The organism is Streptomyces altiplanensis, from assembly GCF_053591575.1.
In genome coordinates, this window is record NZ_JBSFUB010000036.1 from 6,826 (window position 1) to 20,052 (window position 13,227).

General features: G+C 72.5%; 14 protein-coding genes. 8 read left to right on the forward strand and 6 right to left on the reverse strand.

The features are described 5' to 3' along the window. From ACWD0Y_RS17765 to ACWD0Y_RS17775, 3 genes are all read left to right on the forward strand, one after another. Nucleotides 1–904 (forward strand): WD40 repeat domain-containing protein (locus ACWD0Y_RS17765; protein WP_450261269.1); only part of this gene is annotated, 904 nt, incomplete at its 5' end. 13 nt (nt 905–917) lie between these two features. Then, the gene (locus ACWD0Y_RS17770; RefSeq protein ID WP_450261270.1) at nt 918–1,772 is read left to right on the forward strand and encodes a C40 family peptidase; all 855 of its coding nucleotides are present in this window, start codon (nt 918–920) and stop codon (nt 1,770–1,772) included. A gap of 62 nt (nt 1,773–1,834) precedes the next feature. Beyond that, nucleotides 1,835–2,215: a hypothetical protein gene (locus ACWD0Y_RS17775; RefSeq protein WP_450261271.1), complete on the forward strand. Its 381-nt coding sequence runs from the start codon at nt 1,835–1,837 to the stop codon at nt 2,213–2,215. Between the two features lie 145 nt (nt 2,216–2,360). Here the strand turns inward: ACWD0Y_RS17775 and ACWD0Y_RS17780 are convergent, their stop codons facing one another. After that, nucleotides 2,361–2,792 carry a hypothetical protein gene (locus ACWD0Y_RS17780; RefSeq protein WP_450261313.1) on the reverse strand — a complete coding sequence of 144 codons (432 nt, stop codon included), beginning with the start codon at nt 2,790–2,792 and terminating at the stop codon, nt 2,361–2,363. Between the two features lie 472 nt (nt 2,793–3,264). Here ACWD0Y_RS17780 and ACWD0Y_RS17785 point away from each other — a divergent pair, with 472 nt between their 5' ends. From ACWD0Y_RS17785 to ACWD0Y_RS17795, 3 genes are all read left to right on the forward strand, one after another. Further along, on the forward strand, nt 3,265–4,233 hold the full coding sequence (locus ACWD0Y_RS17785; RefSeq protein ID WP_450261272.1) for an NADP-dependent oxidoreductase: 969 nt from the start codon (nt 3,265–3,267) through the stop codon (nt 4,231–4,233). Nucleotides 4,234–4,423: 190 nt separating this feature from the next. Further along, nucleotides 4,424–4,909, forward strand: a complete 486-nt coding sequence (locus ACWD0Y_RS17790) for an ANTAR domain-containing protein (protein ID WP_450261273.1) — start codon at nt 4,424–4,426, stop codon at nt 4,907–4,909. Nucleotides 4,910–4,995: 86 nt separating this feature from the next. Further along, nucleotides 4,996–5,901, forward strand: a complete 906-nt coding sequence (locus ACWD0Y_RS17795) for an SDR family oxidoreductase (RefSeq protein WP_450261274.1) — start codon at nt 4,996–4,998, stop codon at nt 5,899–5,901. Between the two features lie 25 nt (nt 5,902–5,926). On the opposite strand, the gene ACWD0Y_RS17800 is transcribed toward ACWD0Y_RS17795, so the two are convergent. The 3 genes from ACWD0Y_RS17800 to ACWD0Y_RS17810 all read right to left on the reverse strand — a co-directional run bounded on the left by ACWD0Y_RS17800 (nt 5,927) and on the right by ACWD0Y_RS17810 (nt 9,843). Then, on the reverse strand, nt 5,927–7,567 hold the full coding sequence (locus tag ACWD0Y_RS17800; protein WP_450261275.1) for a phytoene desaturase family protein: 1,641 nt from the start codon (nt 7,565–7,567) through the stop codon (nt 5,927–5,929). A gap of 26 nt (nt 7,568–7,593) precedes the next feature. After that, nucleotides 7,594–8,049 carry an SRPBCC family protein gene (locus ACWD0Y_RS17805; RefSeq protein WP_093802736.1) on the reverse strand — a complete coding sequence of 152 codons (456 nt, stop codon included), beginning with the start codon at nt 8,047–8,049 and terminating at the stop codon, nt 7,594–7,596. A gap of 135 nt (nt 8,050–8,184) precedes the next feature. Further along, nucleotides 8,185–9,843, reverse strand: a complete 1,659-nt coding sequence (locus ACWD0Y_RS17810) for a catalase (protein ID WP_450261276.1) — start codon at nt 9,841–9,843, stop codon at nt 8,185–8,187. A gap of 513 nt (nt 9,844–10,356) precedes the next feature. On the opposite strand from ACWD0Y_RS17810, the gene ACWD0Y_RS17815 reads away from it, so the two are divergent. After that, entirely contained in the window at nt 10,357–10,806 is a 450-nt protein-coding gene (locus tag ACWD0Y_RS17815) for a RidA family protein (RefSeq protein WP_450261277.1), read from the forward strand. Nucleotides 10,807–10,888: 82 nt separating this feature from the next. Beyond that, nucleotides 10,889–11,248, forward strand: a complete 360-nt coding sequence (locus tag ACWD0Y_RS17820) for a hypothetical protein (RefSeq protein ID WP_450261278.1) — start codon at nt 10,889–10,891, stop codon at nt 11,246–11,248. A gap of 60 nt (nt 11,249–11,308) precedes the next feature. Here ACWD0Y_RS17820 and ACWD0Y_RS17825 read toward each other — a convergent pair whose 3' ends face one another. Both ACWD0Y_RS17825 and ACWD0Y_RS17830 read right to left on the reverse strand, forming a co-directional pair. Next, nucleotides 11,309–11,800, reverse strand: coding sequence for an Asp23/Gls24 family envelope stress response protein (locus ACWD0Y_RS17825; protein ID WP_450261279.1), 492 nt, complete (start codon nt 11,798–11,800; stop codon nt 11,309–11,311). Between the two features lie 817 nt (nt 11,801–12,617). Next, entirely contained in the window at nt 12,618–13,193 is a 576-nt protein-coding gene (locus tag ACWD0Y_RS17830) for a pyridoxamine 5'-phosphate oxidase family protein (RefSeq protein ID WP_450261280.1), read from the reverse strand. Nucleotides 13,194–13,227: the final 34 nt, after the last annotated feature.

Sequence of the window (13,227 nt, forward strand, 5' to 3'; positions counted from 1 at the left end):
CCTCGCCACCCTCACCGGCCACACCGGCTCCGTCTTCGGCGTCGCCTTCTCCCCCGACGGACACCACCTCGCCTCCGCGAGCGCCGACCGCACGGTCGCACTGTGGGACGTACGCCGCCACAGACTCCTCGCCACCCTCACCGGCCACACCGGCTCCGTCTTCGGCGTCGCCTTCTCCCCCGACGGACACCACCTCGCCTCCGCGAGCGCCGACCGCACGGTCAGACTCTGGGACGTACGCCGCCGCACACTCCTCACTGTCCTGACGGGACATCAGGACTTCGTGAACACCGTCGCTTTCAGTCCGGACGGCACGGCACTGGCGGCCGGCGGTGACGATCTGACGGTGCGGCTGTGGGACGTCGCGGACCGGGACGTCCGCGCGGTGCTCCGCGGCCACACGGGTTCGGTGCGCGGTGTGGCGTACAGCGAGGACGGGCGGACGCTGGCGAGCAGCGGCAATGACGGGACGGTGCGTCTCTGGGACACCGCGCACCACCGGCTCACCGCCACCCTCACCGGCCACAGCGGCGCGGTGCGGGCGGTCGCCTTCGGTCCGGAGGACCCGGGGGGCGGAGGGAGCGCTCAGGCGCTGGCGAGCAGCGGCAGTGACGGGACGGTGCGTCTCTGGGACACCGCGCACCACCGGCTCACCGCCACCCTCACCGGCCACAGCGGCGCGGTCTGGGGCGTCGTCTTCGACCCGCGGACGCACACGGTGGTGAGCAGCAGCAATGACGGCACCGTGCGGCTGTGGAACACCGACGTGAAGGCCGTTTCCCAGGACGTTTCCCGTTTCCTGTCGCACCGGGAGACAGCCGGCACCTCGACAGCGACCGGCTTCACGACCCAGTCTCGAAGGGCCGGACCGAACCCGGACAGCCGGAAGCCGGACGGAAGATGAACGGGGATCAGCAATGCGCAACCGATGGAGAGCGGCAGTCGCGGCGGCGGCCGTCGGACTGTCGCTCATCGCCTGGCCGGCGGGGCGGCCCGCACAGGCGGCGGCTCCGAGGACGGCAGCCGCCGAAGGGTGCGACGTCCTCGCACCCGGTGCCTCGGCGGCGGCGGAGAAGGCGGTACGGGCGGCCTGTTCGCAGATCGGCGTCTGGTACTCGTGGGGCGGCGGCCACGGTCCGGCGCCCGGGCCCACCTACGGCGTGGTGGACCCCACCGACCCGGCCAGCGAACACGACCCCGAGCGGCGCGGCTTCGACTGTTCGGGCCTCGTCCGGTACGCCTACGCCGAGGCGACCGGCCGGGACCTCCTGAACGGCACCGCCCACAGCCAGTTCAACACCCCGCACGCCACAGCACGTTTCGGCGCCGCGGACGGGACCGGGCCGCTGGTCCCCGGTGATCTGCTGGTCTACGGCAACGCCCGCAAGATCCACCACATCGCGATCCACCTCGGCGCGGGAAAGATGGTCGAGGCGCGGCAGTCCGGCACCCGGATCATGGTCAGCGATGTGCGCCTGGGGGGTGACTACTTCGGGGCCGTACGCATCAACAGCGACCCGCAGCACGGGACGTTCAGCACCTGGGGCACGGATGTGTGGACGCATGCCGAGCCGTCCACGACGAGCGCACGGGTGCACAAGTTCACCGGCCCGACGTCCGTGCGCGTCGAGTGCCAGGTCCACGCCCAATCGGTCACCGCCGAGGGCATCACCAACGACGCCTGGTCCTACCTGCCGGACTACAGCGCGTGGATCACCAACATCTACATCCAGGGCCCGGCCTGGCTCGACGGCGTGGCCACCTGCCCGTAACACCCCGGCTCCCTCACAGCTCACTCGTCACATCCCACTCATCACACCTCAAGGAGAACCTCATGAACCTGAACCTGGGCAAGAAGCTCGCGGTCACCCTCGCCGCGACCGCTCTGACGGCGGGCCTGGCAGCCGCCACGGCCCCCGCGGCCGCCGCGCCCGCCGGCCCCGCCGCCGAGTGCGGCGTCCGCTCGGACGGCAAGCTCTACTGCGGAAACCGGGCCGGCGCCAAGGGCTACGCGCACCGGTCGTACGGATCGGCGGTGCGGGGCCAGATGAACACGACCTTCAGCTGGTTCTCGTGCTGGGGCCGCGGCGACAACCACCCGGGCGGCAACAACGTCTGGTACTGGACGCAGCTGGACAACGGCCAGTGGGGCAACATGCCGGCCGTGGACGTCCATACGTCGGTGGACCCGGCGCCCGGTCTGCGGGAGTGCTGACCACGCTCCCCCGCTGATCCCGCGCTGACGGCGGGCCGCCCCTTCGGACGGGGCGGCCCGCTCACGCGCGTGCGGAGCGGGCGGGCCCCCGCCGAGGGACTTCGGCGGAGGGTCGCGCGGCAGCGCCTTCGCCGGCTCCGCCTGGTCACGCCGCGATCGCCACGGCCGTCCTGCTCAGCGCGGGCGCGGCCGTCACCGGGCGTTCGGCGAAGACCACGAGGCGCAGGACCGCGAAGCGGCCGATGCCCGCCAGCGCGGAAGCCGAGAGGTAGACGGCCTGTTCGGTCAAGGCCGACGGCGCAGACCGGACGGCGTACAGCCCCAGCAGCGCTCCCGTGGTGAACGCGTAACTCACCAGGACCGTGAGGCCGGACTGCAGATGGACCCTCCAGCCGCCGCGCTCGCTGCGGAAGGACACCCGGCCGTGCAGCTCGGTCGCGATCAGGGTGGACACGACGGTGACCAGAGCGTTGGCGACGGCCAGCGGCATCCGGTCGTGGAGCAGCAGGAGCACACCGCTCGAGGCCAGCCCCACGCCGCCGCCGCAGACGACGAAGCGCACGAAGGCCTCGGTCATCGGGCGGAGCGGTCGGCGCTTGTGCGTGCGGGTGGTCACGGGGTGCCTCCGGGGAGCGGTTGAACCGTTGCCGCTATTCCACTCCACGCCCCATGGGCCCGGCGTCGCCCGGACGGCCGGGCCCGCCCCCGACTTTTGTCAGGGTCGGCTCCCCCGCCGCCTCAGGGCAGAACCCCGGCAGGAGAGGGGTACGGCTCCACCCGTACGGCGGTCACCGGGCACCGGCGGACGCCGGGCAGGACGTCCGTCCCGGCCACCGCGCCCTGCCGTGGGACCCCGTGCCCACCGCCAGGAGCGACCCGCTCGTCACCGGCACCCACGGCCGGGAAACACGGCCGGGAAACAGTGCACTCGATCGTGTCGGCCGGTGTCCGAGCGGCGTTTGAGCAGCTGGGATCCGTCGCGAGGGCGGACCATTTCTCCCGTGACCAAGAGCCCCGCCCGGGGTCCGAGCGACCATGGGAGAGACACCATGAACCCACCCACCATGCGGGCCGTCAGCCAGGACGCGTTCGGCGGCCCCGAGGTACTGCGCCCTGTCACGCTGCCCCGCCCCGAGCCGCTTCCGACCGAGGTGCTGGTACGGGTCGTCGCGGCCGGCGTCAATCCGGTCGACTGCAAGACCCGGGCCGGTTCCGGCATGGCCGGGGTCCTGGGCGAACCGCCCTTCGTCCTGGGGTGGGACGTGTCCGGCGTCGTGGAGGCGGTCGGCTTCGGCGTCCACACGCTGAACGTCGGCGACGAGGTGTTCGGCATGCCGTGGTTCCCCCGCCGGGCCGGTGCGTACGCCGAGTACGTGACGGCGCCCTCCCGGCAGTTCGCCCGCAAGCCCGCCGGCGTCGGCCACGACGCGGCGGCGGCCGTTCCGCTGGCGGCGCTCACCGCCTGGCAGACGCTGGTGGACGCGGCGGGGCTCCGGGCCGGGCAGCGCGTGCTCGTCCATGCCGCGGCCGGCGGTGTGGGGCACTTCGCCGTCCAGATCGCACACCACCTGGGCGCACACGTCATCGGCACCGCGCGCGCCGCCAAGCACGACTGGCTGCGTGAACTCGGCGCCGACGAGGTCGTCGACTACACCGCGGTCCGCTTCGAGGACGTGGTCGGTGACGTGGACGTCGTCATCGACCTGATCGGCGAGGGCCACGACAGCACCAGCACCCGCTCGCTGGAGACCCTGCGCCCCGGCGGACTGCTCGTCGCCGTACCTTCCGGCGTGTCGCCCGAACTCCTCGAACGGGCCCGGGCGCGGGACCGCCGCGCCACGGCGTACCTCGTCGAGCCGGACGGGCACGCGCTGGGGGAGATCGCCCGCCTCATCGGCTCCGGCGCCCTGTCCGTGGAGGTCGAGGAGGTGTTCCTGCTGGAGGACGCCGCAGCCGCCCACCGCCACATCGAGTCGGGCCGCACCCGCGGCAAGCTCGTGCTGCGCGTCGCCCCCTGACCTCACCGCGCCACAGCCCCGCCGGGCACACGGCCCGGCAGCGCCGGAGCGGGGCAGTCCGGTGACGAAAAAGACCCGAAGCCTCAAACCGGCAGAAACAGGGAATCACACAGGGAGCACGTCCGAACGGCGGGCCGCCGGTCGCCCCCTGCGCGGGGCGGCCGCAGACTGGTCAGAAGGAGCCGGAATCATGACGACGAACGACAACCGCACGGTCATCGCGGACAGCGAGGCTCCCGTGCACCGGGAAGACGACCAGTCCTGGCAGACGTCGGACACGGAGGGCTTCCAGGCCGTCCAGGCCGTCCAGACCACGCTGGAAGCCGTCCGGCCCGCGGTGCCGGTGCAGGTGCAGGCGCAGGTGCAGGCGCCCGGGGAGCCGGTGCTGAAGAAGGAGCTCAGCCGGCCCCGACAGCCCCTGCCCCTGGAGACCCGCCCGGTGATCGGCATCGCGCGTGGCATCGTCATGACACTGGGAGGCTGCACCCACGAGGAGGCGTTCCAGGTCCTGATGGACGTCTCCCGGCACACCAACATCGAGCTCCGCGAGATAGCCCAGCGCCTCGTCGACAGCGTCGACGGACCGCCGCCGTCCGGGCCACTGCGTACGGCCCTGCGCAACGCCCTCGAACGGCTCGCACCCGCACCGCCCGGCACGGGCGGCACCGCTCTCTGAGCGGGTGCCCGCATCCGCCTGCGCATGCGGGCAGGCGGATGAAGGGCCGCACCGGACACCACGTGGCATCTTCTTGGAGGACGACGATGACAAGAGCGCTTCCCCTGCTGGGCCGCACCGCTGTGGTCACCGGCGCCGCGCGCGGCCTCGGAGAAGGCATGGCGCGCGCGCTCGTGCGGCGAGGAGCCGACGTGGCCCTGCTCGGCCACGAGGAATCCGAACTCGCCCGGGTCGCCGCCTCTCTCCCGGGCAGAGCCGCCCACTGGGCCGTCGACGTCACCGACGAGGCCGGGATGGCACGTACCGCCTCCCAGGTGGAGCAGCGCTTCGGGCCGCCTTCCGTGCTGGTGGCCAACGCCGGGGTGGCCGCGGGCGGCCTGTTCCTCGACAGCGACCCGGCGACCTGGCGACGGATCGTGGAGGTCAACCTGATCGGCAGCGCGGTCACCGCCCGGGCCTTCCTGCCCGGGCTTCTCCGGACCCGCGGCTACTACCTGCAGATCGCGTCGCTCGCGGCCGTCGCCCCCGCTCCCCTGATGTCGGCGTACTGCGCTTCCAAGTCGGGCGTGGAGGCGTTCGCCCTGACGGTACGTGCGGAACTGGCGCACCGCGGCGTGGGGGTGGGCGTCGCCTACATCAGCTGGACCGACACGGACATGATCCAGGACGCCCAGCACCACCGGGCCATGCGCGAACTGCGCGCCCACCTGCCGTGGCCCGCCGACAAGGTCTACCCGTCGCAGCCGGTGGTGGACCGCCTCGTCCGTGGCATCGAGCGGCGTTCTCCCGCCGTCTACACCCAGCCCTGGCTGCGCGCCGCCCGGGCGGCGCGCGTGTGTCTGCCGGGAATCGTCGCCCTCCGGTCCCGGCGCGTACTCGGCCGTCTGGAAGGCCGCGCCGACCTCTCGGCGACCGGTCTGCTCGGGGCGGGCGGGGAGGCCGACGCCGTCGGCGCGTCCCCGGGGTCCCCGCTCCACGGCGGCAACGGCTGAGCGGGGACGGGAGGGAGAGCGGCGGTCATTCCTCCGGGGAGGTTTCCGTGCGTTCGCCGCTCCTGTCGCGGCGGCTCAGAGCGCGCTGTGCACGGCTGAGTACACCCCCCAGGGAACGGCTGTGCAGCGCCGCCTGCGCCGCGTTGGCGCCCGGGGCACCGTGGACGCCGCCGCCCGGGTGTGCGCCGGCCGAGGCCAGGTACAGCCCCTTGACGGGCGTTTCCGGGCGGCCGGTGCCGGGGAGCGGGCGGAAGATGAGCTGCTGGTGCATGGCGGTGGTGCCGCCGTTGATCGCGCCCCCGCGGAGGTTGGCGTTCATCGACTCCAGCGTCGGAGGAGCGAGGATGCGGCGGCTGCGGATGCGGGACCGGAAGCCCGGCGCGTACCGCTCGACCTGGGCCTCCACCCGGTCCGCCATCGCTTCCTGCTCGCCCTTGTCCCAGGTGCCCGTCAGGCTGTCGTCTCCCGCGTCGCCCTTGATCCGGTGGGGGACGTGGGTGTAGGCCCACGCCGATTCGGTGCCCGCCGGTGAGCGGGAGGCGTCGGCGGTGGTCATCTGGCCGAACAGTACGAACGGCCGGTCGGGGACCTGGCCCGTCGCGATCTGCGCGGCGAACCGGGTCAGACCGTCCACCCCGTCGGCCAGGTGCACCGTGCCCGCGGTCGAGGCTTCGGCGGCGGTCCACGGCACGCGGCCGTCGAGGGCCCAGTCGACCTTGAAGGTGGCGAAATCCCACTGGAAGGTGCGCAGGTCGTCGAGGAACCGGCCGGGCAGGTGCCGGGCGTCCACCAGTCCGCCGTAGAGATCCGGTACGGACACGTCCGCCAGCACCGCCCGGGTCGCCGGCACCGCCTCGCCGCCCGCGGTCCGCACGCCCACGGCGCGCCCCGCCCGCACGACGATCTCGGTCACGCGCTCGCCGCAGCGCACAGCGCCGCCGCGCCGCTCCAGCCGCCGTACCAGCGCCGCGGTGAGTTCGCCCGCGCCGCCGGCCGGTACGGGGAACCCGTACCTCTGGCCGAGCATGGACATGAGCCAGCCGAAGCCGCCGCTGCCGGCCGCCTCCGGGGCGAGGTCCGCGTGCAGGGCGTTGCCCGCGAGGAGCAGCCGGCCCGCCTCCCCGTCGAACTCCTCCTCGCCCAGTCGCCGCACCGGCAGCAGCATCGTCCGGGCCAGGTGCAGCCCGCCCGCGCCGCGCAGCCGGGCCGCGACCCGGGCCGCGGAACGCACGGGCGGGAAGGGGGTGAAGAGGGAATCGAGGATGTCGGGGCCGAGCCGGTCCCATACGCCGCACAGCGCCCGCCAGGCGGCGCCGTCACCGGCGGCGAAGGCGTCGAGGCCGGCGGCGGTGTCCTCGGTGCGGCGTTCCAGGACCGCGCACCGCCCGTCGGGAAGGGGATGTGCCAGCACGCTGGGGGCGTGGCTCCAGCGCAGCCCGTGCTCGTGGAGCCTGAAGCGGGCCATGACCGGGGAGGCCGCGGCCAGTGGGTAGAAGGCGCTGAAGAGGTCGCTGACGTAATCGGGGTGGACGCCGCGGTCGCTGCGGACCGCGCCCCCCGGCTCGGGCTGGGCCTCCAGGACTTCCACCGTCCAGCCGGCGTCGGCCAGCAGGTTCGCGGCGACGAGTCCATTGGGTCCTGCACCGATCACTACCGCGTCCGGCATTCTTTTCTCCTGTCCGGCCCGGCGTCTCAGGACCGTTCGCTCGCGTGCCGCGGGGCGTGCTCGACGACTTTGGCCAGCCGGCCGAGCATGCTGCGGTGGCGCAGTTGCAGCAGGGCGTCGAGCGCCGTGTTGTGCAGCGTGCCGCCCACTCCGCGCAGCGGGTGCTCGTCGAGGATGACCAGGGCGTCGTCCCCCCAGGGGCGCACCTCGATGGCGATCCTCGCGGTCCCCAGCGGGCCGCTGTCGGCTTCGAGTTCGAGTTCGTACGGCGGTTCGCTGCGGCGGACGATCGTCTGGCCCGTCACCGTCCACGGCCCGAGGTTCACGGTGTACTCGATCGTGGCGCCGACCTGCGGCCAGTCGCCCTTTCCGGGCCGCGACTGCGCGGTTCCGACCACCCAGTCGCCATACCGCGACCCGTCGGCCAGGACCTCCCACACCGCTTCGGGGGGCCTGCGGATCAAGTGGTGCCGTACAGCCATCGGTCCTCCAACGTCTCAGCGGAACGGATCGTGATCATCAGCCCCTGGAAGGGCGGGCTCCGCACGCAGGTACACGCGCGGAGCCCGCCGCTCAGGCCGCTTGTGGTGCCACCGGCACCACCTGCGTCACCGGTGTCACCGCGTGACGACATGCCGTTCGTCGGGAACGCAGTGCGTCATGGTCAGACCCGTCACGTCGCGCGGAGGGTTGTCCCCCAGGTTGGCCAGCCGCTTGCGGTCCTCCTCGGTGAGGTCCTGACTGGCCAGCGGCTCCAGACCGGCGACGTCCTGCGGGCTGATGCCCAGCCCCTCGCCCACCCTCAGGCCGAGCTCGTTCTCGACGAGCAGGAAGTGCCAGACCATCCGCTCCTGCACGGGGCGGTCGCAGTCGGAGAGCATGGTGACGAAGTTGTGCACCAGGTCGTCCCGCTCCCAGTCCTCCATGAGCCGGAAGCGCTGTCCGGCCTGCATGTAGTCGTTGGTGCGCGGGATGCGCTTGCGCGTGAGCCTGCCGCGGATCTCCGGGCCCTGCTCGTCGTGCGTGGGGTACTGGTCCTCGCGCAGGCCGCCGGTGATCGACGGTTCGTAGTTGACGCTCGGGTTCTCCCCGGCCTGGTCCACGTTGTACGTCATCAGGCCGTCGCGCTGGTTGGTGCGCACGTCGGCGTTCTTGGCCTGGTTGACGGGCAGCTGGAGGTAGTTCGGCCCCACCCGGTACCGCTGGGTGTCGCTGTAGGAGAACGTACGGCCCACGAGCATCTTGTCGTCGGAGAAGTCCAGGCCGTCGACCAGTACACCGGTGCCGAAGGAGATCTGCTCGTTCTCGGCGAAGAAGTTGTCCGGCATCCGGTTGAGGACCATCTTCCCGACCGGCTTCGGCGGGAAGTCCTGCTCGGGCCAGGTCTTCGTGTCGTCCAGGGGGTCGAAGTCCAGCTCGGGGTGGTCGTGGTCCTCCATCATCTGGACGACGAGCTCCCACTCCGGGTAGTCGCCCCTGGCCACGGCGTCATAGAGGTCCTTCGTGGCGTGGCCGAGCCCCTCGGCCTGTACGTTCGCCGCGTCCTCCGCCGTCATGCTGCGGACGCCCTGCTTGGGCAGCCAGTGGTACTTGACCAGGACGGTGTTGCCCTCGGCGTTGACCCACTTGTAGGTGTTGACGCCGAACCCCTGCATGTGGCGGTAGTCCGCCGGGATCCCGCGGGGGCTGAACAGGTTCACGAGCATGTGCATGCTCTCCGGGGTCTGCGACATGAAGTCGAAGATCCGGCGCGGCTGCTGCTCGAAGGTGACCGGGTCCGGCTTGAGGGCGTGGATGACATCCGGGAACTTGATCGCGTCGCGGATGAAGAAGACGCCCAGGTTGTTGCCGACGAGGTCCCAGTTGCCGTCCTCCGTGTAGAACTTCACCGCGAAGCCGCGCGGGTCACGGGCCGCCTCGGAGGAGTCGCGGCCGCCGATCACGGTGGAGAAGCGCACGGCCAGGTCGGTGCGCTTGCCGCGCTCCTGGAAGAGCTTGGCCCTGGTGTAGCGGCTGATCGGCTCGTCACCCCAGGCGCCGTACGCCTCGAAGTAGCCGTACGCGGTGACGCCCCGGGCGTGGACGACGCGCTCGGGGATGCGTTCGCGGTCGAAGTGGCTGATCTTCTCCAGGAACTGGTAGTTCTCCAGGGTGGCCGGGCCCCGGGCGCCCACAGTGCGCTGGTTCTGGTTGTCGTAGACCGGGTGGCCCTGCCGGTTGGTCAGTACCTTCCGGTCATCGTCTGGGGACGGGCCCTTACCGGATACATCCGTCACGATCTTCAACCCCTTCTGTACCTATTTCGCCGGATAATCCACACTATTCCCCTTTGCCTGGAAGCCCGGCTCGTCCGATGGGGTTGCGAAGACGCGTCGCCGCCTTCCGCACGCCCCGGATCCGGGCTTCGCCGCCTGACCGGGTCCGGGAACCGTCCGGCGCGGCCCTCGGGGATGCCGGTTTCAGCGCATCGCTGCCCCGCCAGTACCCACCGGAAAAGAAGTCATACGGCCGTCCTGGCGAAAACCGCCAACAGCTGTCCGCGGGGGCCCGGCGGCGGCGACGGCCGTCCCGACGACTGCGCCGCGGGCCCGCCCGGGCCCCCGTGGACGCTCCACCGCCGGCACCCACGGCTCGTCCGCGCCCGCCCTGCCATGAGCGGGTCCGGCCCGATGGTCCACGCGCAGTGATCACCGAACTCGCTGGACGGCTTCGCCGCGATCACCGAGAATTCCGCCGGAAAGGCGCCCCGCACAACCGCGCCCGGGCGGGACGGCAGGACGGAGCTTTCCATGAGCACAGGTGTCAGGCTGGTCCGCGACGACCGGCTCGCGCAGACGGTGGAATACGCCTACGCATCGGTCGCCGACGCGCCCGTGCGCGTCATCTGGACCGCCGGTGCCTGCCCCCTCGACGCCGAGGGCAGGACCGTCGCCGTGGGGAGCTACGCAGGCCAGACCCACCAGGTAATGCGCAATCTCGCCACGGCGCTCGCCGGGGTGGGCGCGTCGCTGTCCGATGTCGTCAAGACCACCGTCCACGTGGCCTCTCCCCGGCAGAGCGACCTGGTCGAGGCGTGGGAGGTCTACCGGGAGTACATGGGCACGCACGACGCTCCGAGCACACTGCTCGCCGTGACGGTGCTCGGGTACGCCGACCAGCTCGTCGAGGTCGAGGCGGTCGCCGTGGCCACCGGTGCGCCGGACACCCGGGCGGCGCGAGAGGACGTACCCGCGCGGTGAACCGGGGCCGGGCGGGGGCGCTCCGCCAGGAGGCTCTCCGACAGCAGGCATCACCGGACCGGCGACGGGTAGGCGAGCCGTTATGACCACTCATCGGAACATACGGCAGGGCGGGAAACCCCGGGTGGGAACCCGGGGGTACGCCGACGTCGAGCGGGCCCAGGAGCAGCTGGAGGCCGCGGGGGCCGAGCGCGGGCGTTCGCCGTTCTCCAGTGGCGCCTCGGAGGCCTACCGCTGGGCCCTGGGCCGAGCGGAGCGCTCGCCGGTCACCGGGGCGGGCGGCGAGGAGGGCGTCCCCGACCTGTACAAGCTGACCGCCGAGGTGGACGCGGCCGTGGTGCAGATGGACGAGCCCGTCAGCCGGCCCGGTCCGCGGGATCACACCCGGGGAGTGCACGACGCGCTGGCGTGGGTGTGCGGATACCGCGACGAGGCTCCGTGACCCGGTGGACGGCCGGGTGACGGACAGCCCCGCGGGCGTACGCCCGCCGTCGGGGGCCGGTTACTGCACGCGCCCCGTGCGGGTCTCCTCCCCCCTGTCCTCCGTGTCCTCCTCGTCCGGCAGGTGGACGTCGTTGACGGATATGTTCACCTCCACGACTTCCAGGCCCGTCATCCGCTCCACCGCCGCGACGACGTTCTCGCGCACATCGGCGGCGACGTCGGTGATGGCGACCCCGTACTCCACGACGACCGCGAGGTCGATGGCGGTCTGACGCTCACCGACCTCGACCGTGACCCCTCGGGTGACGCTCGACCGTCCGCCGGGAACCCTGTCCCGTACCGCGCCCATGGTGCGGGCGAGGCCACCTCCCAGGGCATGGATGCCCGACACCTCCCGCGTCGCCATCCCGGCGATCTTCTCCACCACCCCGTCCGCGACGGTCGTCCTGCCCCGCGTCGCGGGGGCCGCGTTCGCTCCTGACTTGCCCTGCAGCGTCGTCGCACCGGAGGCACGGGGTTCGTTCCTGGCTGCGCTGGTCGCTTCCGACATGGGAAGCCACCTCCTTGAACAGGCGGGCCCCTCGGAGCCCTGCGAATGTATAAGGCCGCAGTATCCATTCGTACCCGATTGGGCCTGTATGCGCTCGTCCTGGCACGCCCCGGCCGGGGGGCGTCCGTGGGCGGCGCGCGGTCCGCGGCGGCCCGGAGCCCGGTGAAGCCTCGAACTTGTTGTTTCGTTCAACGTCCGGCCGGCCCGATGCGGGGCCGGCCGACGCGGGACGCGGTCGGCGTCCGGGCAGGCCCTCGTACGCGACAGGGCGTCAGCGAGCCCGTACGGGGCATCTCCCCGCCCCGGGCCGAGGACGTCGCCGCGTCCGGCGAACGCCCGGTTGGGCGGCACAGTCCGAGTCGCGCTTCGGGCCGGACCCCCGCACGGCAGGTCCCGGCACGCCCGAACGCGCGGTCGCGTGCGCTGTGTTCGGCCGGTGCGGCGGAAGCGGGCCGGAGCCGGCCCACCGGTGACCACGCCGGTCAACGCGGCCACGACGGCCCCGAGCCGCCCGGCGCTCATGGCGCGAACGCCGGCGGCCGGCTGGACCGGGGCGTGCGTACCCGCCGGCAGGGCGAGCCCGAAGCCTCCGGTCGGGGCGGCTCCGGGCACGGCGAGCGCATTGCGGCCTGGCATGAGGTGCCCCTCCTCCTCCCGCGACCGGACGTTGCCCGGTCCTGTCCGCCGGGCCCGGCGCCGGCCGTCCGGCGGACGCAGGCGATGCGCGCTGCCGCGGACGCCGCAGGAGCCGCGGAAGTACCGCGTGTGCGGCAGGCGGCCGCTCGTCCCCGAGCGGGACCCGCCCGGGCGGAGCCGGCTACCGGTCCGTGAGCAGCCGTTCGGCCGGCACGGCGGTGAAGTAGTCGGCGTCCTTGGGGCGCTTGAGCTCGGGGCCCTGGGGGCGGCGGGCCGGTTCGAGGTGGGGTATGTGCTTGGAGCAGTGGATGAAAGCCTCGGCGACGCTGACGTGGACCCAGAACTCGGGCTGCCGTCCCGGGGCTGTGTCGACCGGTATCAGGGGGTGGCGGGCGCGGAGTTCCTGCGCACCCACCAGCCGGGCCGAGCCATTGACGTGCAGCCCGATGTGGTGGTGGGTGAAGTCGACGAACAGCAGCCCCAGATGCGGGTTCTCCGTGATGTTCCCGGCGCTCGCCATGACACCGTTCCCGCGGTACTCGGGGTAGGCGAGGGTGTGCTCGTCCAGGACGGTGACGAATCCCGGCGGGCCTGCCCGGAAGCTGGCGTCGCAGTGGCCGCGGGAGTCGGCCGTGGAGAGGAAGACCATCGACTGCCGGCCGATGAAGTCCCTCATCACCTCGGTGAGGTGGGGTCGGACCTGCCGGTCGTAGAAGGCGTCGGCGCGCGGCGCGGTGCCGAGGTGGTCTTGCAGCATGCGCTCCCCGCGGGATGGGGCGGCGTCGTGACTG

Excerpts from the sequence above, each read along its gene's own strand:
- ACWD0Y_RS17790 (WP_450261273.1), top strand. The coding sequence starts at position 4,424 with ATGACGACGAACGACAACCGCACGGTCATCGCGGACAGCGAGGCTCCC.
- ACWD0Y_RS17830 (WP_450261280.1), bottom strand. The coding sequence starts at position 13,193 with ATGCTGCAAGACCACCTCGGCACCGCGCCGCGCGCCGACGCCTTCTAC.
- ACWD0Y_RS17800 (WP_450261275.1), bottom strand. The coding sequence starts at position 7,567 with ATGCCGGACGCGGTAGTGATCGGTGCAGGACCCAATGGACTCGTCGCC.
- ACWD0Y_RS17795 (WP_450261274.1), top strand. The coding sequence starts at position 4,996 with ATGACAAGAGCGCTTCCCCTGCTGGGCCGCACCGCTGTGGTCACCGGC.
- ACWD0Y_RS17825 (WP_450261279.1), bottom strand. The coding sequence starts at position 11,800 with ATGTCGGAAGCGACCAGCGCAGCCAGGAACGAACCCCGTGCCTCCGGT.
- ACWD0Y_RS17780 (WP_450261313.1), bottom strand. The coding sequence starts at position 2,792 with ATGACCGAGGCCTTCGTGCGCTTCGTCGTCTGCGGCGGCGGCGTGGGG.
- ACWD0Y_RS17815 (WP_450261277.1), top strand. The coding sequence starts at position 10,357 with ATGAGCACAGGTGTCAGGCTGGTCCGCGACGACCGGCTCGCGCAGACG.
- ACWD0Y_RS17820 (WP_450261278.1), top strand. The coding sequence starts at position 10,889 with ATGACCACTCATCGGAACATACGGCAGGGCGGGAAACCCCGGGTGGGA.
- ACWD0Y_RS17785 (WP_450261272.1), top strand. The coding sequence starts at position 3,265 with ATGAACCCACCCACCATGCGGGCCGTCAGCCAGGACGCGTTCGGCGGC.
- ACWD0Y_RS17770 (WP_450261270.1), top strand. The coding sequence starts at position 918 with ATGCGCAACCGATGGAGAGCGGCAGTCGCGGCGGCGGCCGTCGGACTG.
- ACWD0Y_RS17805 (WP_093802736.1), bottom strand. The coding sequence starts at position 8,049 with ATGGCTGTACGGCACCACTTGATCCGCAGGCCCCCCGAAGCGGTGTGG.
- ACWD0Y_RS17775 (WP_450261271.1), top strand. The coding sequence starts at position 1,835 with ATGAACCTGAACCTGGGCAAGAAGCTCGCGGTCACCCTCGCCGCGACC.